The 25,975-nt window shown below is 63.6% G+C and carries 23 protein-coding genes; 14 read left to right on the forward strand and 9 right to left on the reverse strand.

The genetic code is table 11. The features are described from left to right. Positions 1-24: 24 nt before the first annotated feature. Positions 25-504 (reverse strand): DUF2165 family protein, encoded by a 480-nt coding sequence (locus tag ACQ4WZ_RS22755; RefSeq protein WP_436574582.1) that lies wholly within the window; start codon positions 502-504, stop codon positions 25-27. A 123-nt stretch (positions 505-627) separates the two neighbouring features. Here ACQ4WZ_RS22755 and ACQ4WZ_RS22760 point away from each other — a divergent pair, with 123 nt between their 5' ends. Then, positions 628-1,287, forward strand: coding sequence for a helix-turn-helix transcriptional regulator (locus ACQ4WZ_RS22760; RefSeq protein ID WP_436574583.1), 660 nt, complete (start codon positions 628-630; stop codon positions 1,285-1,287). Here ACQ4WZ_RS22760 and ACQ4WZ_RS22765 read toward each other — a convergent pair. Next, positions 1,263-2,555 (reverse strand): MFS transporter, encoded by a 1,293-nt coding sequence (locus ACQ4WZ_RS22765; protein WP_101484792.1) that lies wholly within the window; start codon positions 2,553-2,555, stop codon positions 1,263-1,265. The two genes, ACQ4WZ_RS22760 and ACQ4WZ_RS22765, sit on opposite strands and share 25 nt — an antisense overlap. 112 nt (positions 2,556-2,667) lie before the next feature. On the opposite strand from ACQ4WZ_RS22765, the gene ACQ4WZ_RS22770 reads away from it, so the two are divergent. Beyond that, a complete protein-coding gene (locus tag ACQ4WZ_RS22770) occupies positions 2,668-3,567 on the forward strand; it encodes a LysR substrate-binding domain-containing protein (RefSeq protein ID WP_436574584.1) in 900 nt (299 codons plus the stop codon). Here ACQ4WZ_RS22770 and ACQ4WZ_RS22775 read toward each other — a convergent pair. After that, complete coding sequence (locus ACQ4WZ_RS22775) at positions 3,564-4,316, reverse strand: SDR family oxidoreductase (protein WP_101483320.1); 753 nt, start codon at positions 4,314-4,316, stop codon at positions 3,564-3,566. The two genes, ACQ4WZ_RS22770 and ACQ4WZ_RS22775, sit on opposite strands and share 4 nt — an antisense overlap. A gap of 149 nt (positions 4,317-4,465) precedes the next feature. Continuing rightward, on the reverse strand, positions 4,466-5,497 hold the full coding sequence (locus ACQ4WZ_RS22780; protein WP_101483319.1) for a methyltransferase domain-containing protein: 1,032 nt from the start codon (positions 5,495-5,497) through the stop codon (positions 4,466-4,468). Positions 5,498-5,637: 140 nt separating this feature from the next. On the opposite strand from ACQ4WZ_RS22780, the gene ACQ4WZ_RS22785 reads away from it, so the two are divergent. Both ACQ4WZ_RS22785 and ACQ4WZ_RS22790 read left to right on the forward strand, forming a co-directional pair. After that, positions 5,638-6,528 carry a helix-turn-helix domain-containing protein gene (locus ACQ4WZ_RS22785; RefSeq protein ID WP_101483318.1) on the forward strand — a complete coding sequence of 297 codons (891 nt, stop codon included), beginning with the start codon at positions 5,638-5,640 and terminating at the stop codon, positions 6,526-6,528. A gap of 55 nt (positions 6,529-6,583) precedes the next feature. Continuing rightward, a complete protein-coding gene (locus ACQ4WZ_RS22790) occupies positions 6,584-6,994 on the forward strand; it encodes a VOC family protein (RefSeq protein WP_436574614.1) in 411 nt (136 codons plus the stop codon). 161 nt (positions 6,995-7,155) lie between these two features. Here the strand turns inward: ACQ4WZ_RS22790 and ACQ4WZ_RS22795 are convergent, their stop codons facing one another. Next, positions 7,156-10,032 carry an insulinase family protein gene (locus ACQ4WZ_RS22795; RefSeq protein ID WP_436574585.1) on the reverse strand — a complete coding sequence of 959 codons (2,877 nt, stop codon included), beginning with the start codon at positions 10,030-10,032 and terminating at the stop codon, positions 7,156-7,158. A 297-nt stretch (positions 10,033-10,329) separates the two neighbouring features. Here ACQ4WZ_RS22795 and ACQ4WZ_RS22800 point away from each other — a divergent pair, with 297 nt between their 5' ends. From ACQ4WZ_RS22800 to ACQ4WZ_RS22820, 5 genes are all read left to right on the forward strand, one after another. Then, the gene (locus tag ACQ4WZ_RS22800) at positions 10,330-11,742 is read left to right on the forward strand and encodes a HAMP domain-containing sensor histidine kinase (protein ID WP_436574586.1); all 1,413 of its coding nucleotides are present in this window, start codon (positions 10,330-10,332) and stop codon (positions 11,740-11,742) included. Next, positions 11,739-12,281 carry a hypothetical protein gene (locus tag ACQ4WZ_RS22805; protein WP_436574587.1) on the forward strand — a complete coding sequence of 181 codons (543 nt, stop codon included), beginning with the start codon at positions 11,739-11,741 and terminating at the stop codon, positions 12,279-12,281. The genes ACQ4WZ_RS22800 and ACQ4WZ_RS22805 overlap by 4 nt, the downstream gene beginning before the upstream one ends. Beyond that, positions 12,278-13,645, forward strand: coding sequence for a sigma 54-interacting transcriptional regulator (locus ACQ4WZ_RS22810; RefSeq protein ID WP_436574588.1), 1,368 nt, complete (start codon positions 12,278-12,280; stop codon positions 13,643-13,645). The genes ACQ4WZ_RS22805 and ACQ4WZ_RS22810 overlap by 4 nt, the downstream gene beginning before the upstream one ends. Before the next feature lie 267 nt (positions 13,646-13,912). After that, positions 13,913-14,275 carry a BON domain-containing protein gene (locus ACQ4WZ_RS22815; RefSeq protein WP_101483314.1) on the forward strand — a complete coding sequence of 121 codons (363 nt, stop codon included), beginning with the start codon at positions 13,913-13,915 and terminating at the stop codon, positions 14,273-14,275. A 208-nt stretch (positions 14,276-14,483) separates the two neighbouring features. Then, positions 14,484-15,497: a bile acid:sodium symporter family protein gene (locus ACQ4WZ_RS22820; RefSeq protein ID WP_133989003.1), complete on the forward strand. Its 1,014-nt coding sequence runs from the start codon at positions 14,484-14,486 to the stop codon at positions 15,495-15,497. Here the strand turns inward: ACQ4WZ_RS22820 and ACQ4WZ_RS22825 are convergent. Both ACQ4WZ_RS22825 and ACQ4WZ_RS22830 read right to left on the reverse strand, forming a co-directional pair. Beyond that, complete coding sequence (locus ACQ4WZ_RS22825) at positions 15,449-16,912, reverse strand: UdgX family uracil-DNA binding protein (RefSeq protein WP_436574589.1); 1,464 nt, start codon at positions 16,910-16,912, stop codon at positions 15,449-15,451. The two genes, ACQ4WZ_RS22820 and ACQ4WZ_RS22825, sit on opposite strands and share 49 nt — an antisense overlap. Continuing rightward, positions 16,909-18,141, reverse strand: coding sequence for a putative DNA modification/repair radical SAM protein (locus ACQ4WZ_RS22830; protein WP_133989005.1), 1,233 nt, complete (start codon positions 18,139-18,141; stop codon positions 16,909-16,911). Before ACQ4WZ_RS22830 ends, ACQ4WZ_RS22825 begins: the two co-directional genes overlap by 4 nt. A gap of 140 nt (positions 18,142-18,281) precedes the next feature. On the opposite strand from ACQ4WZ_RS22830, the gene modA reads away from it, so the two are divergent. The 4 genes from modA to ACQ4WZ_RS22850 are packed head-to-tail and all read left to right on the forward strand — an operon-like array spanning position 18,282 to position 21,256. Beyond that, a complete protein-coding gene (gene modA / locus ACQ4WZ_RS22835) occupies positions 18,282-19,040 on the forward strand; it encodes a molybdate ABC transporter substrate-binding protein (RefSeq protein WP_436574590.1) in 759 nt (252 codons plus the stop codon). Positions 19,041-19,057: 17 nt separating this feature from the next. Next, positions 19,058-19,729, forward strand: coding sequence for a molybdate ABC transporter permease subunit (gene modB, locus ACQ4WZ_RS22840; RefSeq protein ID WP_133989007.1), 672 nt, complete (start codon positions 19,058-19,060; stop codon positions 19,727-19,729). A 17-nt stretch (positions 19,730-19,746) separates the two neighbouring features. Next, a complete protein-coding gene (locus tag ACQ4WZ_RS22845; protein ID WP_436574615.1) occupies positions 19,747-20,448 on the forward strand; it encodes a sulfate/molybdate ABC transporter ATP-binding protein in 702 nt (233 codons plus the stop codon). Between the two features lie 40 nt (positions 20,449-20,488). Continuing rightward, positions 20,489-21,256, forward strand: a complete 768-nt coding sequence (locus ACQ4WZ_RS22850) for a TOBE domain-containing protein (RefSeq protein ID WP_101483308.1) — start codon at positions 20,489-20,491, stop codon at positions 21,254-21,256. 99 nt (positions 21,257-21,355) lie between these two features. Here ACQ4WZ_RS22850 and ACQ4WZ_RS22855 read toward each other — a convergent pair whose 3' ends face one another. Then, positions 21,356-24,430 (reverse strand): response regulator, encoded by a 3,075-nt coding sequence (locus ACQ4WZ_RS22855; protein WP_436574591.1) that lies wholly within the window; start codon positions 24,428-24,430, stop codon positions 21,356-21,358. Positions 24,431-24,669: 239 nt separating this feature from the next. On the opposite strand from ACQ4WZ_RS22855, the gene fnr reads away from it, so the two are divergent. Continuing rightward, positions 24,670-25,428, forward strand: a complete 759-nt coding sequence (gene fnr / locus ACQ4WZ_RS22860) for a fumarate/nitrate reduction transcriptional regulator Fnr (protein ID WP_101483307.1) — start codon at positions 24,670-24,672, stop codon at positions 25,426-25,428. A 3-nt stretch (positions 25,429-25,431) separates the two neighbouring features. Here fnr and ACQ4WZ_RS22865 read toward each other — a convergent pair whose 3' ends face one another. Then, the gene (locus ACQ4WZ_RS22865; RefSeq protein ID WP_101483306.1) at positions 25,432-25,956 is read right to left on the reverse strand and encodes a FixH family protein; all 525 of its coding nucleotides are present in this window, start codon (positions 25,954-25,956) and stop codon (positions 25,432-25,434) included. Positions 25,957-25,975 lie beyond the last annotated feature (19 nt).

Below are 25,975 nucleotides of genomic sequence, written 5' to 3' on the forward strand. Positions count from 1 at the left end.
GAGGCTGGTCAGGTCCGCTGCGCATTAGAAGTGAAAATTAAAGAGTACAAACAGGCCGATGGTCCACAGCAGCAGCACCAGGTGCGTCGTCTGCAAGCCTTCCTGGACGATCCAGTAGCCGAACCACAGGCCGCCCAGGTGCATCAGCAGCAAAAAGGCGGCCATGGCGCACAAGGCCAGGTTTAGCCAGGGCAGCGCATCGGCCAGTGACGCGCCAAAGAACAGCGCCACGCCCGTCCAGGCGGCGATGGCTGCCAGCAGTTGCAGTGCCAGTACCACGCCCAGCGATAGCCGGTGCAAGGCCAGTGAGGTGAGCGCGCGGCGTAGCAGCGGCGTCTGGATGGTCGGATCCTGGCGCAGCGGGTCCATGCGCATGGTGTTGCCGATGGCCCAGACGGCGCCGTGGAAGGCGTGCAGGTTGTTGACGGTGGCAAGGGTCAGCCAGATGGCCAGGCCGGTGGCGAGAATGGCGTGAAACAGCCAGATGGAGTGCTGCAGCTGCATGGGATTCCAGTCCAAAGTGTGTCTTGCCTGCATGCGGACGTGGAAACTCCTCGACAGCGGAGAGCTAGCGGCCTATTATGCAAGCAATTAGTTGGTTAACTGGCCCCATGATAGTTGAGCGAAATGAATTACACAAGTAAACGTTTGGATAATAGCGAGGCGCCGCAAACGACGGAGCGCATCCTGTATTTCATCAAGACCAAGGGACCCGTCTCCACGGCGACCTTGGCCAAGACCCTGGACATGACGGGCGAGGCGGCGCGCCAGCAAGTGCAAAAGCTGGTGGCGGCTGGCCTCATCGAGGGGCGCCAGGAAGCGCAGGCGGGCGCGGGCCGGCCGCGCCAGAACTGGGTCTTGACGGAGGCGGGCAATGCGCGCTTTCCCGACACGCACGCGCAGCTGACGATCAAGCTGATCGGTTCGGTGCGCCAGCTGTTCGGCGAAGCGGGGCTGGATAAACTCATCACCCAGCGCGAAGAGGAAAGCCGCAGCGCGTATGCATTGGCGTGCTCGGCACCGGACTTGCCCACGCGATTGCAGCAACTGGCGGCCGTGCGCGATGAAGAGGGTTATATGGCGCGCGTAGAAGCGGACGGGACTGACTGGCTGCTGATCGAAGACCACTGCCCCATCTGCGCCGCTGCGCGCACCTGCCAGGGCTTTTGCCGCTCCGAACTGCAGCTGTTCCAGGAAGTGGTGGGGCCGGGCGCGAGCATCGTGCGCGAGCAGCATTTGCTGACGAATGCCATGCGGTGCATCTACCGGATTTCGCCGCTGCCCTGAGCCCTGGGAAACAGGGGCCACGTGCACAGCGCCACCAGCCCTGCCAGCCACCAAACGACGGGCCAGCTGCTGGCCGCCAGCAGGTGCGGGATGGCCATCGGCGTGAGGAACAGGCCCACGTAGACGGCCGTATTCGCCATGCCCAAGGCCGTACCCGCATTGGCGCCGCCCGCTTCCGTGGCCAGCTCCGTGTAGGCCACGCCATGCCAGGCGGATACGGCGATGCCGGCGGCCACCACGGCGGCCATCAACAGCCAGCCCGGCGCATCCGTCCAGGCGATGCATCCCAACAAGACGAACGAGGCCAGCGCCACCAGGGACGAGCCGCGCAGGTAGGCGGGCCGGTTGGCGTGGCGGTCCGTGTGGCGTCCGCTCCAGATGCGCATCACCATGGCGCCCGCCTGCAGGGCCACCATCACGGCCGTGATGGCAGCCAGGCCCAGGTGGCCATGGTCGTGCAGGAACACGGTGGCGTAGCTGAGCACGGCAAACTGGGGCACGCACAGCAAGCCGATGGCCGCCACCAAGCGCCAGACTTTGCGGTTTTTGAGTGGACCTTGCAAGGACGGTGGCGGCTTGACCCCAATCTGGCCCATGGACGCGTTGTGCGGGCCCGTGGCGGCCTCGGCAGAGAAATCGGGCTCATGCATCCAGCGCCACGTAAAAAACGCCGACAGGCCGCATACGAGGGCCAGGGCGCCAAACACGGGCATGAAGCCGTAGCGCGATGCCAGGCTGGGCAGGATGAGGGCGCCGAGGCCGCCGCCCAGCGGCACGGCCGTCTGGCGGATGCTCATGGCGAACCCCCTTTCGCCCGTGCCGAACCAGCGCATCACGGCGCGGCCGCTGGCGCCGTTCACGCTGCCGCCCAGCACGCCGACCAATGCCAGCCCCGCCGCCAGTGCCCATAACGGCGGCACCGTGCCCCCAGCGGGCGTAATCCACAGCAGCAGGGCCAGCAAGGCCAGCATGGTGCCAAGCAAGCCCGTCAGCAGCACGGGGCGGTCGCCCCAGCGGTCGGTGGCCATGCCCCATGGCAATTCGGTCAGGGCCACCCCCAGGCCCATGGCGCCCAGCGCCACGCCCAGTTCTGTATTGCTCAGGTGATAGCCGCTGCGTAGCCAGATGGCCGTCGTGGGCATGCCGTTGGCGGCGGCAGAAAAGCTGGCGTTGGCCGCCACGCCCACGGCCAGCACTTTCCAGCGGTGGGCATCGCCGAGCGCGGGCGGAGTGACAGGAAGGGAAACGGCAGGGCAGCTGGTGGTCATGGCAGGGACAGGAAAGTGGTTGACCCTGACAGTGTTGCGCGCTACGATCATTCTGAATATCAGATAATTTACGATAAACAATCCCATAAAACCGGACGATTGCATTGATGCCATGAGCCTGCTGAATTTCGACATCGCCTTCCTGCGCAGCTATGTGGCTGGCATCGACCTGGGCAGCTTTGCCCGCGCGGCGGACAAAGTGGGCCGCTCCACCTCGGCCGTCAGCGCGCAGTTGAAAAAACTTGAGGAACAGGCGGGCATGCCCCTGTTCCGCAAGGATGGACGGGGGCTGGCGCTGACGCCGGCCGGCGAAGTGCTGCTTGGCTATGCGCGCCGCTTGCTGGAACTCAATGACGAGGCGGCCGTCGCCCTGCGCGGCGCGGAACTGGAAGGCTGGATCAGGCTCGGCTTGCAGGAGGATTTTGGCGAAGCCTTGCTGCCCGACGTGCTGGGGCGCTTTGCCCGCGCGCATCCGAAAGTGCGCATCGAGGCGCACGTGGCGCGCAACACGGCCTTGATGCAAGGCCTGTCCATGGGCCAGCTGGACCTGGCCCTGCTGTGGGGTGGCGCCTGCAGCGCCGACGTGGCCGAGTATCCGCTGCAGCAGCGCCAGCATATTGCCGAACCGTCCATGCGCTGGATCGCCTCATCCAGCCTGGCCTGGCGTCCCGAATCGGGCGAGCCCTTGCCGCTCATTACGTTCGACCGCGATTGCCTGTTCCAGCGCTGCGCCACGCAGGCGCTCGATGGGGCCGGCATCGCCTGGCGCACGGCGTTTACCAGTCCCAGCCTGGCAGGGTTGTGGGCAGCGGCCGCAGCCGGGCTGGGCGTAACGGTACGCACCAGCCTGGGCTTGCCTTCTTCCGTGTGCGCGCTGGATCACGTGGCGGCGGGCTTGCCCGCCCTGCCCCCGTTGTCGCTGGAACTGCTGCGCGCCTCCAGCGTGTCCAGGCCGCCCGTCGAGCGGCTCGCTAGCCTGATCATCGAGGCGCTGCAGCAAGATGTGGCTTAAAACTCCTGCACCGTGGGACGCAGCACGATTTCATTGATGCTCACGTTGTCCGGCTGCCCGATCGCATACGCCACGGCGCGTGCCACGGCGTCGGCGGGGATGGCTTGCTTGTAAAACTCTTTCAGGCCGGCCGCGCTTTCCGCGTGGCTGCTGCCGCCCGTCAATTCCGTGTCGATGGCGCCCGGCAGGATGGTGGTGGTGCGGATGGTGCCGCCGCTGGCGGCCAGTTCATGGCGCAAGCCTTCCGAAATGGCGCTGACGGCAAACTTGGTGCCGCTGTAGACGGTGCCGCCCGGACTGAAGACTTTTTGTCCTGCCACCGACGAGATGTTGATGAAGTGGCCGCTATTTTGCGCCTGGAAATATGGCAGGACGGCGGCGATGCCATTCAACACGCCTTTGATGTTGATATCGATCATCTTGTTCCACTCATCGACCTTCAAGGCGCTCATCGGTGCGATGGCCATCAGCCCCGCGTTGTTGATCAGCACGTCGACCTTGCCGAATACGGCCAGCGCCGTATCGATCAGATTCTTGACGTCGGCAGGCACCGTGACGTCGGTATCGGCAATGGCGGCCTGGCCGCCGGCGGCCGTGATTTCCTCGGCGATGGTATTGAGCAAATCCATGCGCCGCGCACCGAGCACGACAAAGGCGCCCAGTGCGGCCAGGTGGCGCGCGGTGGCTTCGCCCAGGCCGCTGCTGGCACCGGTGATGACGACGACTTTCCCTGCAATTGTTTGACTCATGATGAATTCCCTGTGGAGGCAGCGGAGTGCTGCGGATGACATCGATCAATGCTGGCGAGCCACGTCAGGCAGCGGCCACGCTGCAGGTATAGCTTAGCGCATTTGTGTTGCCATCCACTATAAAAATGATAATTATTAAATGATAATCGTTAGCTACGCGCAATCAGCACTTGTACGGGCGCCATGGGGAAATCGCTGGCGCTGTATTGTTCCACTTGCCGCCAGCCCGTGTCGCGCAACAGTTGCGCCAGTTCACCCTGCCGTGTCACCGTCCGGCCCAGCATGCGCATCGGCAAGTAATACGGCAGCACGCGCGCGGCATCAAAGGGCGTTGACGCGATTTCTGCCTGCACGCAGACGAACACGCCACCGGGTTTCAGTGCCGCATGGATCTTGCGCAAGGCCGCTGCCATGTCGGGCACGAAATGCAGCACGGAGGAGCACCAGATCAGATCGTAATCGCTGCCGATCTCGTCGCTGTCCAGGTCGCCACCCAAGGTTTCCAGGCGGTCAGATAGTTGCGCGTGGGCGATGTTCGCGGCTGCCACGGCCACCGTTTCCGGCCAGTCGAAAACGCAGCCGTGCAAGCCCGCATGGGCTTGCGCCAGCGCCATGGCAACCCAGCCCGGCCCGCCGCCCAGGTCGAGCAGGCGCAGCGGCGTGTTGCCGTCCGCAAATGGGGCAATGCGCTGCATCACGGACAGGGCCGCGCGCATGGTGACGGCGCGTTGTTCCTGGCCGATCTGCTGCTGCGCGGCAACGGCCCAGTTGACCGCATTTGCCGTGTTGTATGGCGCCGCTTTGCCGCCGTCGCGCACGAGGGTAGCTAACTGCGTGGCGAAATGGCGCAGCGCATGCAGCCGGTATAGCCAGGCGTCGCCGCAATAAGAAACAGAGTTGCGGCAGAAGTACTGCAAGGTGGCGGCTGTGCAGCGGTAGCGCTGTGTCTCGTCATCGGTCGCATCGCGTTCCAGCACCTGCATGCTCCAGAGTAATTCCATCAGCAGGGCCGTGTGCGGCGCATGCAGAGACAGGGCTGCGGCCAGCTGTGCCGGCGTGTGCGGCGTGGCCAGTACCTCGAAAACGCCCAGTTCCAGGGCGGCGGCCAGCCCATCTGCCTGGACGGGCGCAACGGCCAGGTCCCAGTAGGGCTGCAAAGTGTGTTGCGATGTGAACGTCATGGTGCTTCCTTTCGGCGAGGTGGGCATTGAGGTGTGCATGAACGCTATTTTATGCAACAATGAGAATAATTATCATTTGCATTTGTATGCGACACGGTGCATTTCGTATGCGCGACGGTGCGCCAGGACAGGGAGGAGCGATGAGGGAACAGGACAGGGAAGCGGCAGGCTGGACGCGGCGCCAGCTGGACCCCGGGATCGGCGAGTGCCGCGCCGACCAGAGGCAGGTCGACCAGGGCTTGCTGCTCGTGCATTCCGATTACCGTCCGCGGCTCGCGCTTGTCGAGCAATCGAAGCATGACGATGCGGGCGGCATGGTCATCACCATCGGCCTGGAAGGCGCGTCCGGCTACACCACGCGCGATGGCGAACAATTGCGTTTCCGGGGCGGCCATACGACAGTGACGGCGTTTCGCCATACGAGCGGCGAGCGCCGTTTTGAGGCGAATCAAAAGGCGGCGCAATTGCGCGTGCTGGTCGACGAAGATGCGCTGGCGCGCTACTGGCCGGCGGGCTTGACTTCCCTGCTGCCCAACGGCGGCGCGCGCCAGCTGGCGCATGCCGCCACCACGGCAGCCTCCGCCCTGCACGCTCGGTCGCTGCTGCGCGCGACGGACCCGCTGGCCGTGCATATCGGCGTGCTCAGCCTGCTGGCGGAACAGCTGCGGATACTGCGGCCAGCGCCCGCGTCCGCGCCGCGCTGGTCCGAGGCCGACATTGTCAAACTGGAGCGCGCGTATGCGCTGATGCAGGAGCAGATGGCGCAGGCACTCACGCTCGATTACCTGTGCGCGCAAGTGGGGCTGAGTTTGTTCAAGTTCAAGCAGGGATGGCGCTACCGCTACAACGACAGTCCCCAGCGCACCTTGCTGGCGCTGCGCATGCAGCGGGCAAAGTTGTTATTGGAAAATGGTTGCCAGGTGGCGCAGGCGGGCTGGCAAACGGGCTACCGTCACCCGGCCAATTTCAGCGCCGCGTTCAGCCGCCATTTCGGCTACGCGCCCAAGACCGTGGCGCGCGCGAGGGGCTGAAAAGCCGGTGTAGAATCGGCGGGCAGCATTTTTCATCTCAACTCAAGGAGACATGATGGCCCGCAAAATCTTTGTCAATCTGCCCGTCCAGTCGCTCGAGCGTTCCGTGGCCTTTTTCACGGCGCTGGGCTTCAGTTTCAATGCCCATTTCACGGATGAAACGGCGACGTGCATGATCGTCACCGACGACATTTTCGTGATGCTGTTGACGCACGACAAATTCAAGCAATTCACGCCCAAGCAGCTGTGCGATACCAAGGTGGCGACGGAAGTGCTCGTGTGTTTGTCGGCCGAGAGCCGCGGCGAAGTCGATGACCTGGTGGCGAAGGCCGTCCAGGCGGGCGGCAGCATCTACAAGGAGCCGATCGATTTCGGCTTCATGTACGGCCACAGTTTCCAGGATCCCGATGGTCATCAATGGGAGTTGATGTTCATGGAGCCGAACGCCGTACCTGGAAACGCCTGACCAAACCTACTGCGCGTCGTGCTTTGCGGCCGGCGATGCTCACCGGCTCGGCGCCCCCGTACAGAGTACGGTTGCGCTTCTCGGCCACAAATCACTGCCGCTCGCTACGGTTTTGTCAGGCGTTGCAACAGCCAAGTCAAAACACTTGTTATGCCCACGCCTTAGCTGGCCAGCGCCAATAAATCGACCACTTCCAGCCCGGCCAGGTCTTGCGTCGTGTTGCCCGCAAACGCGGCGCGGCTCGGTTGGCCGTTTTTCAGCCAGGTGCGTGTCACGTCCTTGATCTGCGCCAGGGTGCAATTGAGCACGCCGCTGCGGAATTGCTGGCGCACGGCTTCTGTCGTGCCCCGCTGCTGCATGTTCCACGCTGTGAGCGCTTCCGCGTACGGCGAGTGCGGCTTGTCCAGGCCCTTGATGACGCAGATGATGGCCTCTTCCACTTGCTCTTGCGAGAAATCGCCGTCGAGGATTTGATCCAGGGTCGTGCCGAAGTCGGCAAACGTGCCGGCCAGGCGCGGATCGCGGTAGGAACTCAGGGTAAACGTGCCGGCGCCGGCCGCATAGCTGGCGCTGCCGCCATATGCGCCGCCTTTTTCGCGCAGGGCCGTATGCAGCACCTGGTTGGTCATCAGTTCGGCGGCGACAGCCAGGGCCGAGGCGTCCGGATTGTGCACGCCGGGCACGGCCCACGAAACGAAGCAATGGTTGATCTGGCTCGTCGCATGCAGGGCCGTGTTGGCCAGCGGTAATGCTGCTGGCGCTGGCATTTCCGTGTCCGCAGGGACAGCGGTGTCGACGCTGGCCGCTGGCAATTCCAGCAAACGGGCCAGGGCGATGCCATCCTGCTCCAGGCCCGCGCACAGCACGGTTGGCGCCTGGGCGATGATGTGCGCGTGCAGGGTGTCGAGTTCGCGGGCGATTTCCTGCAAGCCTGCCGAGATCTTGCTCAGTTGCTGCAAACGGCGGTAGAACGGCAATGCCGCCGGGCCGCCGACGATGTCGTCGAAGCGGCGCGTGGGCGACAGCGGTGCTGCCGAGGCCAGCATGGCGTAGCGGTTGCCCGATTCGGCCAGGCTGCTCAATTTGTCTTGCACCAGGCTTTCGATCAGGAAGGCCAGGCGCTCTTCTTCATCGAAGCGGGGCTTGGCGATCCAGGCCGACAGCACGGCGGCAATCGCCGCATGTTCCTCGCGCAAGCCGCTGGCCGAGAACGACAGTTCCACGCGCATCGCTTGGTGTGGGCGGGGAATGGCTTCCAGGCCGATGTGGAACGAAGGCACCATGCTCTGGCGCCAGGCGCTAGCGTCGTCGAACGACATGTCGCCCACGCCCAGTTCCGGCGCCAGGTCCGTGTACAAACGCAACCAGGGCCACGATGCTTCCGGCAAGTTCGACACGTCGTACAGCACGTTGGCATAGCTGATGCCGTTCGAGGCAATGGAAAACGCCACGGCGCCATCGACGGCGGGCGGAATCGGCAGGGCCGGGCGCGGCGAGGCGCTGACGTCGCCAGGGCGGATGCGCGGCAAGACTTCGGAATTCGATGGCAGTTGCTGATGCGCTTCCAGGGCGGCGGACTCGGCCACGATATGTTCGCGTTCGGCGTCCGTCAGGCGCGCTTGCAGGGCCGCCAGCTTGGCGTCTTCCTGCGCGGCGCGGTCCGTGAAGTAGGCGCTGTCGGGTACCACGTGCGTGGTCAAACGGGTCGGATTGGCGATCAGCTCGCGCACCAGTTGCTTGAAGAATTCCGGGTCTTCGATCTGCTGTTCCAGGGTTTCCAGGATGGCCGCATTGTCGAAGGCGTCCATCACGTCGCCGCCATACATGGCCAGCGGCAAGGCGTGCAGCAAGCGGCCCAGGCCGTAAGGCATGCGGCCGCTGCTGATTTCGCGCTGGCTGTATTTGATGTCGCGCAAGGCCGCGTGCAGTACGGCGGCGGGTATGCCCTCTTCCGCTGTTTCTTCCAGGGCCGTCCAGATGCGCTGGTGCGCATCGGCGATCTGTTCCTGGGTCAAACCTTCCATGCCAATGTGGAACACCATCTGGCGGATGCCCGCGTCGCGGCCATTCATGTCCGATGGGCGGCCATAGCCGGCCGATTCCATGGCGCGCATGACGGGCGCTGACGACTCACCCAGCAAACCGTGCGACAGCAGATGCGCGTGGTAATAGGCGATAGGGTCGCTCGATTCGCCCATCAGCCAGGCAAATTGCAGGCCGAATTCATCGTCGCGCGCTTCCTGCGAAGGAATTTTGACGATGTTTTCCTGCGGCGCGGTCCACGCGGGTGCCAGTTGCGGCAAGCGGCGTTCGGAGAAACCGCTGAGCTTGGACAGCACGCGTTCGGCGACTTGTTCCTGCACGGCCGACGCTTCGATATTGCCGGCAGTCATGATCACGGCTTGCGAAGGATGGTAGTGGCTGGCGTGGAATTCTTTCAGCATGGCATGCGTCAGCTCGGGAATATTCAGCGGATCGCCGCCCGATTCCACTTCATACGTCGTGCCCTTGAGCAAGGCGCTGGCGATGCCGCTGTCGAGTGCGCGCATGGGGCTGTTGAATGCGCCCTTCATTTCATTGAAGACGATGCCCTGGTACACAAGCTTGTCGCCTTCGAATGCGTGGCGCCAGCCTTCCTGGCGGAAATTCAGGTAATCGAGGTTCGGGAAGAAGGCGGCATCGAGGTAGACGTCCAGCAGGTTGAAGAAATCCTTGCGGTCGGTGCTGGCGAACGGGTACACGGTGCGGTCCGGATAGGTCATCGCATTCATGAAGGTGGCCGTCGAGCGGCGCAGCATCGAGAAGAAGGGGTCGCGCACCGGGTAGCGGGACGAGCCGCACAGTGCCAGGTGTTCGAGGATGTGGGCGCGCCCGTCGCTCACTTCCGGCACAGTGGGAAAGGCCACCAGGAACACCATTTCAGCCTGCTCGGTATGCATGTGGATATGGCGCATGCCCGTTGCCGGCTCGACATATTGCTCGATGGTTGCCTGCAAGACTGGAATGAAGTTGCTGCTGACTTTTTCAAATGTGCTCATGCGGTATGGGATTTCTTCGGTAGGTGAAACGGATAGTCGGTGGGGCTGCATCACATGTTGGGGCAAAGTGGCGTAATGCCAGGGCTGGCCGCCAGGGCGGGTGTCACTTTGATGCCTGTATCAAGTTTTCCCTATTGTACTAGGAGTATTCGTGCGCCGCCGCCGGGGCCTTGCTGACCGCCGGAAAAGCGGCAGTGTTGCAAAATTGATCATTCCTGGGTGGGTGGCGTCTCTGAATGAAAGCTTAGCGTACCATGCGCCTTTTCCCCCTTGCTGACTGAACCGAAGGCGCTTACCTTGTCCAGACTGTCCTTTCGCCAACTGTTATTTGCCGCCTTCATTTTGACGACGGGTATTTTGACGGCCACCTCCGTACAAGCCTTGCTGACCCTGGAGCACCTGGCGCGCCTGGGGCGCGAGACGGCGGCGCAGGCGATTACCCTGACGGAACAGTCGCAGCGCTTGTCCGAGCGCACGCTGGCCATGGAGCGCAGCGCGCGCCAGTTTCTCGTGCTCGATGATCCCGTGTTCCGCGAGCGCTACGCGGCGGCCCGCGATGAAGCAACGGCGGCGCTGCAAGTGCTGAACCGCGCCACGCCCGAGTTCGCGCCCCAGCTGGCCGACGAATGGAAGGTGCAAGCGCAGTCGGCCTGGGAAGTGTTGCAGGCCGGTAAACGCCGCAAGCGTGATGGCCACGCTGTCGTCTACCGCGCGTTTGCCCGCATGACGCAGATCAATGACAGCCTGGCGCGCGAAAGCAAGACGGAAATCGGCAGCCGCAACGACGCCCTGCTGGCCGAGCTGGAACGCCAGCGCCGCGTGCTGGGCATGCTGGTGGGCGGCGCCGTGCTGCTGGCGGCCGTGCTGGCCACCTGCTTCGGCTTTCTATTGTCGCGCCCGCTGCGCCGCATCGAGACGGCCATCGAGCGCCTGGGCGAAAAGCGCTATGACCAGCGCATCGTCGTCGGTGGCCCGGCCGACACGCGCCGCCTGGGCCAGCAGCTCGACTGGCTGCGCCAGCGCCTGGCGGACCTCGATGCCGACAAAGAACGTTTTCTGCGCCACATCTCGCACGAATTGAAGACGCCGCTGGCGGCCCTGCGCGAAGGCGTGGCCTTGCTGGAAGATGAAGTGGCCGGCAAGCTCAGCGATGGCCAGCGCGAAATCGCCGGCATCCTGCAGCAAAACACGGCCTCGTTGCAAAATCAGATAGAAGACTTGCTGCGCTACAATACTGCCGCCTTTGACGCCCAGCACCTGGCGCATAGCAAGGTGGACTTGCTGGTCTTGCTGCAAGATGTGGTGGCCGGGCAGCGCCTGCAATGGCTGGCGCGCCGCCTGACGGTCGAGGTGCAGGGCGTGTCCCTGATCGTGCAGGCCGACCGCGACAAGCTGGCCACCGCCCTGGCCAACCTGCTGTCGAATGCAGTGCGCTTCAGCCCGGAAGGCGGCATCGTGCGGTTCAGCTTGTCCAGCGAAGGCGGCCGCGTGTGCATCGACTGCATCGACGAGGGCGCTGGTGTGGCGCCCGAGGATGCCGAGCGCATCTTCGAGCCGTTTTACCAAGGCGTGCGCCAGGTGGCCGGCGCGCGCAACGGCAATGGCATCGGCCTGTCCATCGTGCGCGAATATATTGCCGCCCACGATGGCAGCGTCACTCTTTTACCGCGCCAGGCTGGCGCGCATTTTCGGATAGAACTGCCCATATGATGACGAGAACCTCCCTGGCCGGCATGGCCACCTGCGCGCTGCTGTTGGGCGCATGCGCCGCCAAGCCTTCCACCCAGACTCCCGTGCTGGTGCAAACGCCGCCGCGCGTGGTGGTGGTGGCCGATCCCCAGCTCACGGAACTGCTGGCGTATCAAAGCGCCGTGCGCCTGATGACGCCGTCGGAACTGGTGAAGGCGCAGCTGGACCTGGCGAAGGCCGATCACGCGCCGCACAACACCATCCGCCGTGCCATGCTGCAAGCGACCGTGCGCGGTGCCGGCGACCTGGCCCGCGCGCAAGCCTTGCTGGAACCGCTAGCCACGGCCACGGGCAAGGACGCGCAACTGCTGGCGCCGCTGGTGCAATTGCTCAGCAGCCAGTACGCAGAGCTGCGCCGCCAGGAAGAGAGCATCGACAAGCTCAATGGCCAGCTGCGCGATGCCCAGCGCCGCATCGAGCAGCTCAATGAAAAACTCGAGGCGTTGAAAAACATCGAACGCAGCCTGTCCGTGCGCCCTGCCGCGGGAGCGCCGAAATGAGCGAGCAGGCCCACATTTTATTGGTCGACGACGATCCCGACCTGCTGCGCCTGCTGACCATCCGCTTGAAAGCGGGCAACTATCGCGTCACGGCCGTGGGCAGCGCGGAAGCGGCGCTGGCGCGCCTGGCGGTGGAATTGCCGGCCCTGGTCATTACCGATGTGCAATTGCCGGGCCGCGACGGCCTGGCCCTGTTCGATGAAATCCGCCGCCAGCATGCGGCCCTGCCCGTCATTTTGCTCACCGCCCACGGCACTATCCCCGACGCCGTCGAAGCCACGGCGCGCGGCGCGTTTGCGTATCTGACGAAACCGTTCGATGGCAAGCTGCTCATGGAAAAGGTGGCGTATGCCATTAACTTGTCGACCGTCATGCCGGCGCCTGCGTCCGGCGACGAGAGCTGGCGCGCCGAGCTGATCAGCCGTAGTTCGCAGATGGCCGAGCTGCTGGCCGAAGCCAAGCTGGTGGCCGGGTCCGATGCCAGCATCCTGATCCGCGGTCCCAGCGGCACGGGCAAGGAGTTGCTGGCGCGCGCCCTGCACAATGCCAGTCGCCGCGCCAAGGCGCCGTTCATCGCCGTCAACTGCGGCGCCATTCCCGAGCAGCTGCTGGAATCGGAACTGTTCGGCCATGTAAAAGGCTCGTTTACGGGCGCCGTCGGCAACCGCGAAGGCCTGTTCCTGGCGGCCGATGGCGGCACCCTGTTTTTAGATGAGATCGGCGACATGCCGCTGCCGCTGCAGGTCAAATTGCTGCGCGTGCTGCAGGAGCGGGCCGTGCGCCCCGTGGGTGCCGACCAGACGCGTCCGGTCGATGTGCGTCTCCTGTCGGCCACGCACCGTGACCTGGACGTGGCCATGGCGGATGGGCAATTTCGCGAAGACTTGTATTACCGCCTGAACGTGGTGACCTTGACCCTGCCGCCGCTGGCCGAGCGCCGCGAAGACATCTCCCTGCTGGCGAACCATTTCCTGCAGAAACTGGCGGCCAAGTACCAGAAGCCCCTGAACGGCTTCGCCCCCGATGCCTTGACGGCCCTGGTGGCCGCGCCATGGCCCGGCAACGTGCGCCAGCTGGTCAATGTGGTCGAGCAAGTGTGCGCGCTGGCCACGGCGCCGCTGGTGCCCTTGTCCCTGGTGCAACGGGCCTTGCGCGTGCCATCGCTGGAAGCGCTCAGCTACAACGAAGCCAAGCAGCGTTTCGAGCGCGACTACCTGATTCAATTGCTGCGCCTGACGGACGGCAACGTGGCCGATGCGGCGCGCCTGGCCGACCGCAACCGCACGGAGTTCTACCGTTTATTACAGAAATACGAGCTGACTCCGGCCCTGTTCCGCACGGATGGCGACCCTGTCGCTGATTAACGACAAAAATAAAGCGTGAATAATCAGAGGCTTACGAATAAATATTGATGATCTTGCCACAGGCTGTCGTCGTCAGGCGACAAAAAGCCCCGATTTTCGGGCCAGATCCGGCTGAAACGGGCTGAAAAAATCGAATTTTACTGTAAGCCTTTGATTTTGAATGAAATTTAAAAGCTGGCACGGTGCTTGCTGTATGGGTAGATGTGACGCTTCAACGTGTTGCTTTATCCAAGTAAGAAGCTTTTAACTTCATTGAGAGGAACTACCATGCAAACATCGAAACTGTTCAATACCCTGGTCGCCGCTATCGTACTGTCGGGCGCCTCGATCACCGCTTCGCATGCAGCTGACTCCGCAACAAAAGCACAAGCTCCTGCTAAGACTGTCGTGGCCGCCAACGCCGCCGCTGCCGTCCCTGATGAAACCATCACTTCCTCGGCCAAGGCCGCCCTGAGCGCCGATGCACAAGCCGCTACCCTGCCAGTCAAGGTAGCAACCCAGCAAGGTGTCGTCGTCCTGTCGGGCGATGTACCGAGCGCCGAAGCGGGTGACCGGGTCGTGCAGATCGTCGCCTCCGTGAGCGGCGTGAAAGAAATCAAGAACGAGCTGAAAGTCAAAGCCGCCGGTTAATCCCTCGCGCTGTACTTTACTCCGGGTTGCCCTGTCTGCGGACAGGGCATTTTTTTTGCCCGCAGAGTTTTTGCCGGGCAGCGATGCCCATGCCGCCAGGCAAGGAGCTCGATAATACAGGTAGAATAGCCAGCACTGGCGCCGCTCCCGGCGCTGTTTGTCATCCCCGGCACAGTGTTGCAAGGCTGCGCCGCTACCAGGCTACCGCATGTCTTCCTTCTCTCCCGCTGCCCTGTTGCGCAATCTGAAACCCGATAATTTCACCATCGCCCTGCTCGTCACCGTGGCGCTGGCCACGTTCCTGCCCTGCACGGGCCAGACGGCCGTGGTCTTCGGCCACGTCACCACCGTCGCCATCGGCGCCCTGTTTTTCTTGCATGGCGCCAAGCTGTCGCGCGAAGCCGTGGTGGCCGGCGTCATGCACTGGCGGCTGCACTTGCTGGTGCTGGCCAGCACCTTCATCCTGTTTCCACTGCTGGGCCTGGCCCTGCGCCCGCTGGCGCTGACGTTTCTCACGCCCGATTTATATGTGGGCATTTTGTTCCTGTGCGCGCTGCCGTCGACTGTGCAGTCGTCGATCGCCTTGACGGCCATGGCGCGCGGCAATGTGCCAGCCGCCATCTGCAGCGCCTCGGCCTCGAACTTCATCGGCATCTTCCTTGCCCCCATCCTCGTGGGCTTGCTGGTGGCCAAGGGCGCGGAAAGCAAGTCGTCGGTCGATGCGGTGCTCTCCATCGTCATGCAGCTGCTGCTGCCGTTTTTGGCTGGCCAGTTCCTTCGCCGCTGGATAGGCCGCTGGGTCGACCGCCACAAGGCCATGCTGAAATTCGTCGACCAGGGTTCGATCTTGCTGGTGGTCTACACGGCCTTCAGCGAAGCCGTCAGCGAAGGCCTGTGGCATACGATCTCGGTGGAAACCCTGGTAGCGCTGGGCCTGTTCAGCATCTTGCTGCTGGCGCTGGTCCTGGGCCTGATGACGTTCATCAGCCGCCGCCTCGGTTTTTCCAAGGAAGACGAGATCGCCATCGTCTTCTGCGGCTCGAAGAAAAGCCTGGCCAGCGGCGTACCCATGGCCAAGGTGCTGTTTGCCACCCATTCGCTGGGCATGGTGATCCTGCCGCTGATGCTGTTCCACCAGATTCAGCTGATGATCTGCGCCGTGATTGCGCAGCGCTACGCGCGGCGTGACGAGGGGCAGGAAGTGCCAGCGTCGACGCTGTGATCCTGGCCTTGTAGTAGCCGCATCGCCTGGTTCAAGCCGTCGACTATCACCGCATACGCCTGCCGCCGGGTCGCCTCGTCCGGCGCGCGCAGCACATACGACGGGTGATATACGGTCACCACCCAGCGTCCGTCGTGCTCGATGGGCGTGCCGACCAGCGGCGTCATGGTGGCTGAGCCATCTTGCAGAACGGACTTTAACGCCGTGCTGCCCAGCGCCACGATCACCTCTGGTTTGACACGCTCGATCTCTTCTTCCAGCCAGCCATGGCAGGCGAGGATTTCGCGTTGCGCGGGTGTCTTGTGCAAGCGGCGCTTGCCGCGTGGTTCCCACTTGAAATGCTTGACGGCGTTGGTCAGATAGATGCTGTCGCGCGCCATGCCCGCATCGTGAATCGCCTGGTCCAGCAGCGCGCCAGCCGGGCCAACGAACGGCAAGCCCGCCAGGTCTTCCTGGTCGCCCGGTTGTTCGCCGACGAGCATGATGCGCGCCTGTAGCGGCCCGACGCCGGGCACGGCTTGCGTGGCGTGCTGCCACAGCTCGCAGCGGCGGCACTGGTCCAAGGTGGTGGGCAGTTCGCGCGCTGGCTGGGCGCGCCCGGCGGCAATCGGGATCATGGTGGCGCCGCTGCGCTGGCCTACGCTGGCCGTCTGGCCCGTGCGCCGTTCGCCGTTGGCGGCGCCGCTGAGCATGGCAGGCACGATGGCGCCTTCCGGCAGATTTTTCCAGAAACGCGAGGGGATATGGCTATGCAGCAAATCCGCATTCACGCGCGCGGGATTGAAGATGCTGCGGTAGTAGGTCAGCCACAGGGCTTCACCGGCATCGTCGATATCGGCAGCGCCGCGCAGCAGCGCCGGTCCCGCATGCAAGGATGCGCCATCCCACAGCATGCTGGCTTGGGGCGTGGCGATCATCCAGCTGGTAGATCCCATGCGGCGCGCGAAGTGGCGCGCCACTTGCGGCAGCACGTCGTGCGTGGGTTCGAACCAGGCAACGAAGCGGGGGGCGCCCTCGGCCTCGCTGCGTTCGCGGAAGCGTACATACGCATGCATGTCGTGCTCCTCGCGGCGCACGGCCTTGGCCATCGCGTGCAGGCGCGCGCCGTCCGTATCGGCAGACGACATCACGTCGTGCTGGCCCAGCTGCCAGCGCCAGAGCACTTGATATAAGAATGCCCAGCGGTCATGCACGTTGAAACAGGCGGCGCCTTCCAGCAATTCGACCAGGGGACGGGGCAGGCGCAGCAGCGGAGCGCTGTTATCCGTTGCCTCCGGCGTGGAGGAAAACAGGTCGCCATCGCCGGGTTGCGATTGCCAGGCCACGTCGGCAGGCGGCACGCCGCGCGCGATCAGTTCACGTGCGGCCGCGCGCCACTCGTCGAACGACTGCGCCAGCCGCACCACTGTACTCATGCGACCTGCAGCTCCGGCCATAAATTCATCTGCTGCGGCGCTTCCGCCATGGCGCGGCGCAGGTGTTCGGAGGCGGTGGTATCGCGCGCGGGAAAGTAGTCGGCCGTGATGATGAAGGGGGCGATTTTCTTCATGCTGCAGCGCAGGCGCGACAAGTCGGCGTAGCGCACTTGCCGCAGCCGGCGCAGGTCGACGATGCGCTGCGCGTTGCGCAGGCCGATGCCGGGCACGCGGGCGATCATGTGCTGCGCCGCACGGTTCAAGTCCAGCGGAAAATGTTCGCGGTGCGCCAGCGCCCAGGCCAGCTTGGGATCGATATCGAGCGCCAGATTGCCGCCCGTGGCGGGCAGCAGTTCGCTGGCCTGGAAACCATAGCTGCGCAGCAGGAAATCGGCTTGATACAGCCGGTGTTCGCGCAGCATCGGGGGCGGCGCGAGCGGCACGCTTTTCGGGCTGTCGGGGATCGGGCTGAAAGCCGAGTAGTAGACGCGCTTGAGCTTGTAGCTGCCGTACAAGGTCTCGGCAGTGGAGAGAATTTGCTGGTCGTCGCTGGCGTCGGCGCCGACGATCATTTGCGTGCTTTGCCCGGCCGGCGCGAAGCGCGGCGAGCGCGGTTCTTCCGCTTTCTCATCGAGCTTGCGGCGGATGGCGCCCATTGCCAGTTTAATCGTATGCACGCTTTTTTCCGGCGCCAGCTTTTGCACGCTGTCTTGCGTCGGCAGTTCGATATTGACGCTGAGCCGGTCGGCATAGCGGCCCGCCTGCGCGATCAGGGCCGGATCGGCGTCGGGGATGGTTTTCAGATGGATATAGCCGCGGAACTGGTGTACCTCGCGCAACTCGCGCGCCACCTGCACCAGCTGCTCCATCGTGTAGTCGGCCGACTGGATGATGCCGGAGCTGAGGAACAGGCCGTCGATATAGTTGCGCAGGTAAAAGTCGCTCGTCAGCTTGACCACCTCGGCCACCGTAAACCGCGCGCGCGGCACGTTCGAGCTACGGCGGTTGACGCAGTACTGGCAATCGTACAGGCAGTAATTGGTCAGCAGCACTTTCAGCAGCGAAACGCAGCGCCCGTCCGGCGTGTAGCTGTGGCAGATGCCCATGCCGGAGGTGGCGCCAAAGCCGTCCTTGCCGATGGAATCGCGTTTGGGCGCCCCGCTGCTGGCGCAGGACGCGTCGTACTTGGCCGCGTCGGCCAGGATTTCCAGCTTGTCCGTCAGTTCCATGGGGTGCCTCAATATACTGTGTTTATATACAGTATATCAGGGAATGCACTTTGTGCTGGCTTGACTTGTGCCATGGCAGAACGCTGTATATCGGTGTATATTACGCTCCTTGTTCACCGTTCACTTACAAGGATACGATCATGCGTCTCACCTCGCCCGCCCGCCTGCTTGGCACCGCTCTTCTCGCTACCGCCACCACCTCCGCTTTTGCCGGCGAAGTGGTGGTGTCGGCCGCGGCCAGCCTGACGAATGCGTTCAAGGATGCGGCGCAAGGCTATGAGGCGCAGTATCCGGGCAGCAAGGTGTCCCTGAACTTTGCCGCCTCGGGCGTGCTGCTGCAGCAGATCGTCAAGGGCGCGCCCGTGGACGTATTTGCCTCGGCCGATCAGGAAACCATGGATGCGGCGCAAAAGCAGGGCCTGGTGCTGCCGGCGGACCGCATGGACTTCGTCGGCAACAGCCTGGTGCTGATCGTGCCGCACGACAGCAAGCTGGGCATCAAGAGCTTGAGCGACCTGACGCACAAGGGCGTGACCCGCGTGGCCATCGCCAACCCGGCCAGCGTGCCCGTTGGCCGCTATTCGGAAGGCGCGCTGAAAAAGGCGAATCTGTGGCAAGCCGTGCAGACTAAAGCCATCGGCACGCAGAACGTGCGCCAGTCGCTCGACTACGTGGCGCGCGGCGAAGTCGATGCAGGCTTTGTCTACGCCACCGACGCGGCCATCATGAAGGATAAAGTGAACGTGGTAATGGACGTGCCGTTGGAGGCGCCCGTGCTGTACCCGATTGCCACCATCAAGGGCAGCAGCAATGCCGCCGAAGCGAAGCGCTTCGTCAGCTACCTGCAAACGGCACCGGCGCAAGCCATTCTCGCCAAGTACGGTTTCAAGAAGCCATAATTTAAGCACGCGCCCGCATGGATATCGCCTGGACCGCGCTGGCCCTGTCGCTCAAAGTAGCGGCCTGGGCCACGGCGCTCAATTTGTTGCTCGGCATCGGTACGGGCTATCTGCTGGCGCGCGCGCGTTTTCCCGGGCGCGAGCTGCTCGACGCCCTGTTGACCCTGCCGATGGTGATGCCGCCCACCGTGCTCGGCTACTATCTGCTGGTGCTGCTGGGCCGGCGCGGCACCCTGGGCATCTGGCTGCAGGATAACTTCGGCATTAACCTGATCTTTACCTGGCAGGGCGCCGTGATCGCTTCCACGGTGGTGGCTTTTCCCCTCGTCTTCAAGCCGGCGCGGGCCGCCTTCGAGGCGGTCGACGGCCAGCTGGAGCAGGCGGCTCGCGTGCTGGGCATTTCTGAAATCGCCATCTTTTTCCGTGTAACCTTACCGCTGGCCTGGCGTGGCATCCTCGCTGGCGTGCTGCTGGGCTTTGTGCGCGCGCTGGGCGAGTTTGGCGCCACCCTGATGGTGGCCGGCAGCATCCCCGGCAAGACACAAACCCTGTCGGTGGCCGTGTATGAAGCCGTGCAGGCGGGCCAGGACGACGTGGCCAACACCCTGGTGCTGATCACTTCCTTTGTCTGTATCGTGGTGCTGCTGTCGGCTGGCCGCCTGGCGCCCGGGCGCATCGCGCACAAATGACGCCAATGACGACGCCTATGCAACTCGACCTCGACCTTCGCGCCACCTTGCGCTCCGGCAAACGCCGCTTCGACTTGCAGGTGAAATGCACGTCCGAGTGTCAGCGCATCGCCATGTATGGCCCGTCTGGCGCCGGCAAGAGCATGACCCTGAAAGCCATTGCCGGACTCTTCACGCCTGACGCCGGCCATATCCGCCTGAACGGGCGCACCCTGTTCGATTCGGCCGCTGGCATCAATTTGCCGCCGCAGCAACGCAACGTGGCGTATTTGTTCCAGGATTACGCGCTGTTCCCGCACCTGACGGTGCGCCAGAACGTGGGCTTTGGCCTGGCGCGGGGCTGGTTCAACCCGCGCGCGCGCGAAAAGCTGGCCAAGGTCGAGCATTGGCTAGCCGCATTTCATTTGCAGGAACTGGCGCACCAGTTTCCCGACGAGTTGTCCGGTGGCCAGCGCCAAAGGGTGGCGCTGGCGAGGGCGCTCGTGGCCGAGCCGGCCGCGCTGCTGCTCGACGAGCCTTTTGCCGCCCTCGATCCGGCCCTGCGTGTCAAAATGCGTCTGGAACTGAGCCAGTGGCAGCAACGCCTGGACGTGCCCATGATCCTGATCACCCACGATCCGGAAGATGCGCGCATCCTGGGCGAGCATGTGCTGTACTTGCGCGACGGACAGATCGATAACGGGGAAGAACACATGGCTTTGGGTGAACGCATTGGATAAATCAGCGACAGCGGAAATCGGCCTGCAAGGCTCGGTATGGATGACGGTGGGTGGAGAGCATCTGGGCGGCGCCGGCCGCGTGGAATTGTTGGGCGCCATTGCCGAGTGCGGCTCCATCACGCAGGCGGCGAAGCTTGTGAAGATGAGCTACAAGGCCGCCTGGGACGCCATCGACGCCATGAACAACCTGGCCGGCGAGCCGCTGGTCGAGCGCTTGACGGGCGGCAAGGGCGGCGGTGGTACGCGGCTGACGCAGCGGGGACGCCAACTGGTCGACAATTTCCGCATCATCGAGCGCGAGCATGCCCGCTACCTGTGTCAGCTGGGCAGTCAGGCGGAAGGCATCGCCGACGATCTTTTACTCATACGGAGAATGGCCATGAAAACCACGGCACGCAATCAATTCCTGGGCAAGGTAGCCGAACTGAAACAGGGCGCCGTCAACGATGAAGTCACCCTGGAATTGCCCGGTGGCCAGCACATCGTCGCCATCGTCACGCAGGGCAGCAGCGAGAGCCTGGGCCTGGTGCCGGGCGCGGAAGCGTTCGCGCTGATCAAGGCGTCGTCCATCATCCTCGTGACTGACAGCGCAGGGGCGCGCTTTTCCGCGCGCAATCAGCTGGCCGGGCTGGTGACGCGCGTGCAGACGGGCGCCGTCAACACGGAAGTGGTGCTGGATTTGCCGCGCGGCGGCACGATCGCCGCCATCATCACGAACCAGAGCAGCAGCGAGCTGGGTATCGAGCTTGGCAGCAATGTGACGGCCATTTTCAAGGCGTCCAGCGTGATTCTGGGCGTGCCGGCGTAAATTGCGTAGGTCGGATTAGCGGCGGCACGCCGCGTAATCCGACAATATTGTTGGCGTATCATGTCGGATTACGCGCAAGCGCTAATCCGACCTACTCTTTTAATCCTTCAACCGCGACAACCAATCGGACGCCGCCGCCAGCGCCTGCTCCAGTTCCTGCGCCGTGTGCGCCAGTAGCGCCGGCACCTCGTCGAGTCGACCGGCGTCGATGGCTTCCTCGGTGGCAAACGCGGCGCGGATCAGGCGTTTCGTGCCCAGGGTGCCCACGGAACCGCGCACGCCGTGCAAGATGCGCGCCACGTCGCTGTGGCGGCCCGTTTGCAACGCTGTTTCAGCGTCGCGCACGGGCGTCATGCCCTTGTTCAGCGCATCTTCCACCATGCGCCGCAGCACGCCGCGCCCTTTCGCATCGCGTCCCATCACGCGCATCAGCGGCGCCATGGAAAACACTTCCTCATCGGCAACGGGGGCCGCCTCGGTCGTCTGCACTTGCGGGCGTTTGGGCAGGTGGCGCAGGATGACTTCCATCATCTCTTCCACCACCACGGGCTTGGCGATGAAATCGCTGATGCCGGCCGTCATGCAGCGCTCGCGCTCCGACGCCAGCACGCCGGCCGTCATGGCGATCACGGGCAAGTTCAAGCGCAGTTCCGTGCGGATGATGTGGGTGGCGCTGAAGCCGTCCATGACGGGCATTTGCATATCCATCAGCACGATGTCGTAGCGCAGCGCCTCCGTGCGCAGCCGCTCCACCGCTTGCAGGCCGTCGCCCACCACGTCCAGGGTGGCGCCCATGTGTTCGAGGATGCCGCGCGCCACGGCCTGGTTCAAATGATTGTCTTCCACCAGCAGGAAATGTACGCCGGCCAGCTCCGTGCCCAGCGGCTGGTGCAGCATGCGCTGCTCGCCGCCGTCGTTCTTGGCGATCAGTGCCTGGTGCAGGGCATCGAACAGGCTCGATCCCGTGATCGGCTTCATCAGCACGACATCGGCCTCGGCCGCGCTGGAAATCTCTTCCAGGTGGTTGCGGGCGAAGGCGTTGACCATCACCACGATGGGCTGGCGCTGGCCACTGGCCGCCTGGCGGATGGCCTTGGCCGTGGCCAGGCCATCCATCACGGGCATGTGCCAGTCGGCCAGCACCACGTCATACGGTTGCTGCTGCGCCAGGCGTTCGCGATACAGTTCGATGGCGGCAAAACCGGAGTCCACTTCGTCGGCCAGCCAGCCCCAGGCCTCGATCAGCTTGACGATCAGTTCGCGTGTAGTGCGGTTATCGTCGGCCACCAGCAGGCGCAGCTGGCCGAGGGCCGGCGTGCGCCGCGTCTCGGCCGGCTGCTCCAGCATCTCGAAGGGCACGCTGAACCAGAAGCGGCTGCCCTTGCCTTCGCTGCTGGCCACGGCGATATCGCCGCCCATCATGTGGATCAGTTGCTTGCTGATGGCCAGGCCCAGGCCCGTGCCGCCGAAGCGCCGCGTGATGCTCTGGTCGCCCTGTGAAAAGGCGGAAAACAGTTGCTGTTGCTGCAGTTCCGTCATGCCGATACCCGTGTCGCGCACTTCGAAGCGCAGCCAGGCGCACCCGTTTTCTCTCTCGGCCAGGCTGACGGCCACCACCACTTCGCCGCTCTCGGTGAACTTGATGGCATTGCCGGCCAGGTTGACGAGGATTTGCTGCAGGCGCTGGGCGTCGCCCACGAGGCGCCGCGGCACGTCGGGCTCGACAGCGATGGCCAGTTCCAGCTCCTTCTCGCCCGCATTCATCGTCATCGTCGTGGCCAGGGTATTCATGACTTCGTCAAGGTCGAACTCGACGGGCGACAATTCCATGCGGCGCGCTTCGATCTTCGAATAATCGAGCACGTCGTTGAGGATGCCCAGCAGCGACTGGCCCGCCACGCGCACCATGGTCAGATACTTGCGCTGTTCCGTGTCGAGCCTGGTATTGCCCAGCAAATAGACCATGCCCAGCACGGCATTGAGGGGCGTGCGGATTTCATGGCTCATGTTGGCCACGAAGTCGCTCTTCGCCCGGTTGGCCGCCTCGGCCCGGTCGCGCTCCAGTTCCAGTTCCGCCGCGCGCGATTCGAGTTCCTGCTGCAGGCGGTCGCGTTCGCACATCAGGCCGTTGAACGCCTCCGTCAGTTCGCCGATCTCGTCGCGCTGCTGCACTGGCACGGGCGTGAAGCGGCTGCCGCTGGTGCGCAGGGCCAGCAGGGTATCGCGCAGGCGCACCAGCGGCGACAGCAGGCGCACGGTAACCCAGCCCAGAACAAAAGCGGCCAGCAGCGAAGCGAGGATGCTCCACAGCACCAGCCGGTACAGCACGCCATCAAACGGTTCGAAGGCGTCCTCGATGGGTAGCGAGGCGGCCAGCAGCCAGTTCACCGATTTCAGGCGCTTGAAGCTGTTGACGGCCGTGATGCCGCGGCTGTTGGTGCTGACCATGCTGCCTTCGCCATCGTCCTTCAGCATCTGGGTGGTCGTCAGGTTGGCGTTCGGCTGGCGCGGCTGCAGCAAACGGCTGGTATCGGGGTGCAGCACGTAGCGCGGCACGGCGCCGCGCGTGAGAATGAAGTAATAGCCGCTCTTGCCGATCTTTTCCGAGCGCAGGCGCCCCAGCAGGTTGTCCTTGTACAGGCGCAGCACGCCGATCACCACACCGGCCACCTGGCCATCGGCGGTGAGCACGGGCGCCACCATCTGCACGATGGGCATGCCGCTCGATTTGCCCAGCATCGGCTCGGTGATCATGGGCTGGCGTGTGCGCAGGACGGTCTGGAAATACTCGCGCTCGGCAACATTGATGCCGGCGCGGCCCGTGACCAGCGGCATGTCGGCCACGATGGCGCCTTGCGCATCGAGCACCAGCACGTCGTCGAACAGCACCAGCATCGAGCGGCGCGAATAGTATTCGCGCAGCTTGGCGGGTTGGGCGATCAATTCCGGCGGCTGCTGCCTGGCCGTCAGGGTGACGATTTGCAGCAGCATGCCCAGCTTGTCGTCGAGCTCGGCGGCGGTGCGGGTGATCAGGGCAGATTGCTGGCTCAGCAGTACTCGCGTGAAGTCAGCGCGCATGTGCTGCAACTGGATCATGGTGACCAGTGCGATCATGGCGATCGAGGTCAGGCTGGTGGCCAAGGCGACTTTTGCTTTGATGCCGAGAGGCTTCATGATTTCCTTTTCAGTACCGGGCGGCACAGGCGGCAGATAATGCTGTCAGGAATTTTCCTATCAATACATCAACTTGGCAAGCGGTGCCGCGCAAATTGCCCTCGCTGCAAGGGCTTTTGACGATGTTGCCATATAATTAAAGTCAGAACGTCGTTTATTCAGCGCAATTGGGGTGAAATTGGCACACGGCAACCGTGTATGCAGTAAACTCGGTATTGCATTTTCTAAAAGGTACCGACATGACTGAAGCGCTCCTCACTCCCACCTTGCCCACAGTGACCGTGGAAGCGTTGCGTGCGCGATGCTCGACCTGCAGCATGCATCAATTGTGCCTGCCGATGGGCCTCGATGTGGGCGACATGGACAGGCTGGATCAGATCATCGGCCGCCGCCGCAAGATCGTGCGCGGCGCCTCGCTGTTCCGCATCGGCGACTCGTTCCAGAACCTGTACGCGATCCGCCTGGGGCACTTCAAGACGTACCAGATCAATCCGGGTGGCGAAGAGCAGGTGACGGGCTTCCAGATGGCAGGAGAACTGCTGGGCATGGACGCCATCAGCGCCGACCGCCACCACTGTAATGCGGTAGCGCTGGAAGATAGCGAAGTGTGTGAAATCCCGTTTTCCAGCCTGGAACAATTGCTGGGCAGTATGCCTACCCTGCTGCGCCATTTCCACCGGATGATGAGCCAGGAAATCACGCGCGAGCAAAGCGTCATGCTGTTGCTGGGCAATATGCAGGCGACGCAGCGCTTTGCCGCCTTCATCGTCAACCTGGCCTCGCGCTATGAGGCGCGCGGCTATTCGGGCAGCAATTTCCAGCTGCGCATGTCGCGCGAGGAAATCGGCAACTACCTGGGCCTGACCATCGAAAGCGTCAGCCGCTTATTGTCCAAATTCAAGAAGGAAGGCTGGCTGCGCGTCTCCAACCGCGAGATCGAGATCTTGCAGCCGGCCAAGTTGAAGGCCATTACGGCCGGTACGGACGTCTGCAAGTAAGTCTTACAGCTCTTCATCCGCGTGCAGCGCGATGCTGCGCTGCAGCGGCCAGGTCCAGATGCCGGACAGGCGCCACTCGCGTTTGTCGTTTTCCACCAGCACTTGCCAGCGGCTGCGCTCGAGCATCGGCAGCGCTACCGAGAAGTTGCCGGCCGCATCGGGCTGCACCAGCAGCTTGATATCTTTTTCCGGCAAGGTCGCATGCGCCAGATGCAGCTGCAGCGGACCCTGGTAAGCCTTGCCGAAGCTGTGCACGGAACCACTGAGGCGCGCTGACGCCACGTCATACGACAGGCTGGTATCCATCGCCAGGTCGCTGGCGACAGTATCGCGCCGCAAGTCCTGGTTGATCGCCTTTCCCTGCTTGTAGTAATCGCCCACCACCAGCGCATCAGGCTGCGTAAACGCGATATAGCCCATGAAGCTGCCGACGACCACGGACAGGCCGGGACCGATCATCAGCAGCCATGGCCAGCGATGCTTGTACCACGGGGCAACGGGGGCTTGCAGCTTGAGACTGTCGGACATGATATTTCTCCTGTTTAAT

It is taken from the genome of Janthinobacterium darwini (assembly GCF_051380905.1).
Taxonomy (GTDB): Bacteria; Pseudomonadota; Gammaproteobacteria; order Burkholderiales; family Burkholderiaceae_D; genus Janthinobacterium.

Bases quoted from the DNA above. Each gene is read 5' to 3' on its own strand.
- ACQ4WZ_RS22805 (WP_436574587.1), top strand. From the start codon at position 11,739: ATGATGACGAGAACCTCCCTGGCCGGCATGGCCACCTGCGCGCTGCTG.
- ACQ4WZ_RS22815 (WP_101483314.1), top strand. From the start codon at position 13,913: ATGCAAACATCGAAACTGTTCAATACCCTGGTCGCCGCTATCGTACTG.
- fnr (WP_101483307.1), top strand. From the start codon at position 24,670: ATGACTGAAGCGCTCCTCACTCCCACCTTGCCCACAGTGACCGTGGAA.
- ACQ4WZ_RS22820 (WP_133989003.1), top strand. From the start codon at position 14,484: ATGTCTTCCTTCTCTCCCGCTGCCCTGTTGCGCAATCTGAAACCCGAT.
- ACQ4WZ_RS22790 (WP_436574614.1), top strand. From the start codon at position 6,584: ATGGCCCGCAAAATCTTTGTCAATCTGCCCGTCCAGTCGCTCGAGCGT.
- ACQ4WZ_RS22865 (WP_101483306.1), bottom strand. From the start codon at position 25,956: ATGTCCGACAGTCTCAAGCTGCAAGCCCCCGTTGCCCCGTGGTACAAG.
- ACQ4WZ_RS22775 (WP_101483320.1), bottom strand. From the start codon at position 4,316: ATGAGTCAAACAATTGCAGGGAAAGTCGTCGTCATCACCGGTGCCAGC.
- ACQ4WZ_RS22825 (WP_436574589.1), bottom strand. From the start codon at position 16,912: ATGAGTACAGTGGTGCGGCTGGCGCAGTCGTTCGACGAGTGGCGCGCG.
- ACQ4WZ_RS22755 (WP_436574582.1), bottom strand. From the start codon at position 504: ATGCAGCTGCAGCACTCCATCTGGCTGTTTCACGCCATTCTCGCCACC.
- ACQ4WZ_RS22795 (WP_436574585.1), bottom strand. From the start codon at position 10,032: ATGAGCACATTTGAAAAAGTCAGCAGCAACTTCATTCCAGTCTTGCAG.
- ACQ4WZ_RS22785 (WP_101483318.1), top strand. From the start codon at position 5,638: ATGAGGGAACAGGACAGGGAAGCGGCAGGCTGGACGCGGCGCCAGCTG.
- ACQ4WZ_RS22830 (WP_133989005.1), bottom strand. From the start codon at position 18,141: ATGGAACTGACGGACAAGCTGGAAATCCTGGCCGACGCGGCCAAGTAC.
- ACQ4WZ_RS22780 (WP_101483319.1), bottom strand. From the start codon at position 5,497: ATGACGTTCACATCGCAACACACTTTGCAGCCCTACTGGGACCTGGCC.
- ACQ4WZ_RS22760 (WP_436574583.1), top strand. From the start codon at position 628: ATGAATTACACAAGTAAACGTTTGGATAATAGCGAGGCGCCGCAAACG.
- modA (WP_436574590.1), top strand. From the start codon at position 18,282: ATGCGTCTCACCTCGCCCGCCCGCCTGCTTGGCACCGCTCTTCTCGCT.
- ACQ4WZ_RS22765 (WP_101484792.1), bottom strand. From the start codon at position 2,555: ATGACCACCAGCTGCCCTGCCGTTTCCCTTCCTGTCACTCCGCCCGCG.
- ACQ4WZ_RS22855 (WP_436574591.1), bottom strand. From the start codon at position 24,430: ATGAAGCCTCTCGGCATCAAAGCAAAAGTCGCCTTGGCCACCAGCCTG.
- ACQ4WZ_RS22810 (WP_436574588.1), top strand. From the start codon at position 12,278: ATGAGCGAGCAGGCCCACATTTTATTGGTCGACGACGATCCCGACCTG.
- ACQ4WZ_RS22770 (WP_436574584.1), top strand. From the start codon at position 2,668: ATGAGCCTGCTGAATTTCGACATCGCCTTCCTGCGCAGCTATGTGGCT.
- modB (WP_133989007.1), top strand. From the start codon at position 19,058: ATGGATATCGCCTGGACCGCGCTGGCCCTGTCGCTCAAAGTAGCGGCC.
- ACQ4WZ_RS22845 (WP_436574615.1), top strand. From the start codon at position 19,747: ATGCAACTCGACCTCGACCTTCGCGCCACCTTGCGCTCCGGCAAACGC.
- ACQ4WZ_RS22850 (WP_101483308.1), top strand. From the start codon at position 20,489: ATGACGGTGGGTGGAGAGCATCTGGGCGGCGCCGGCCGCGTGGAATTG.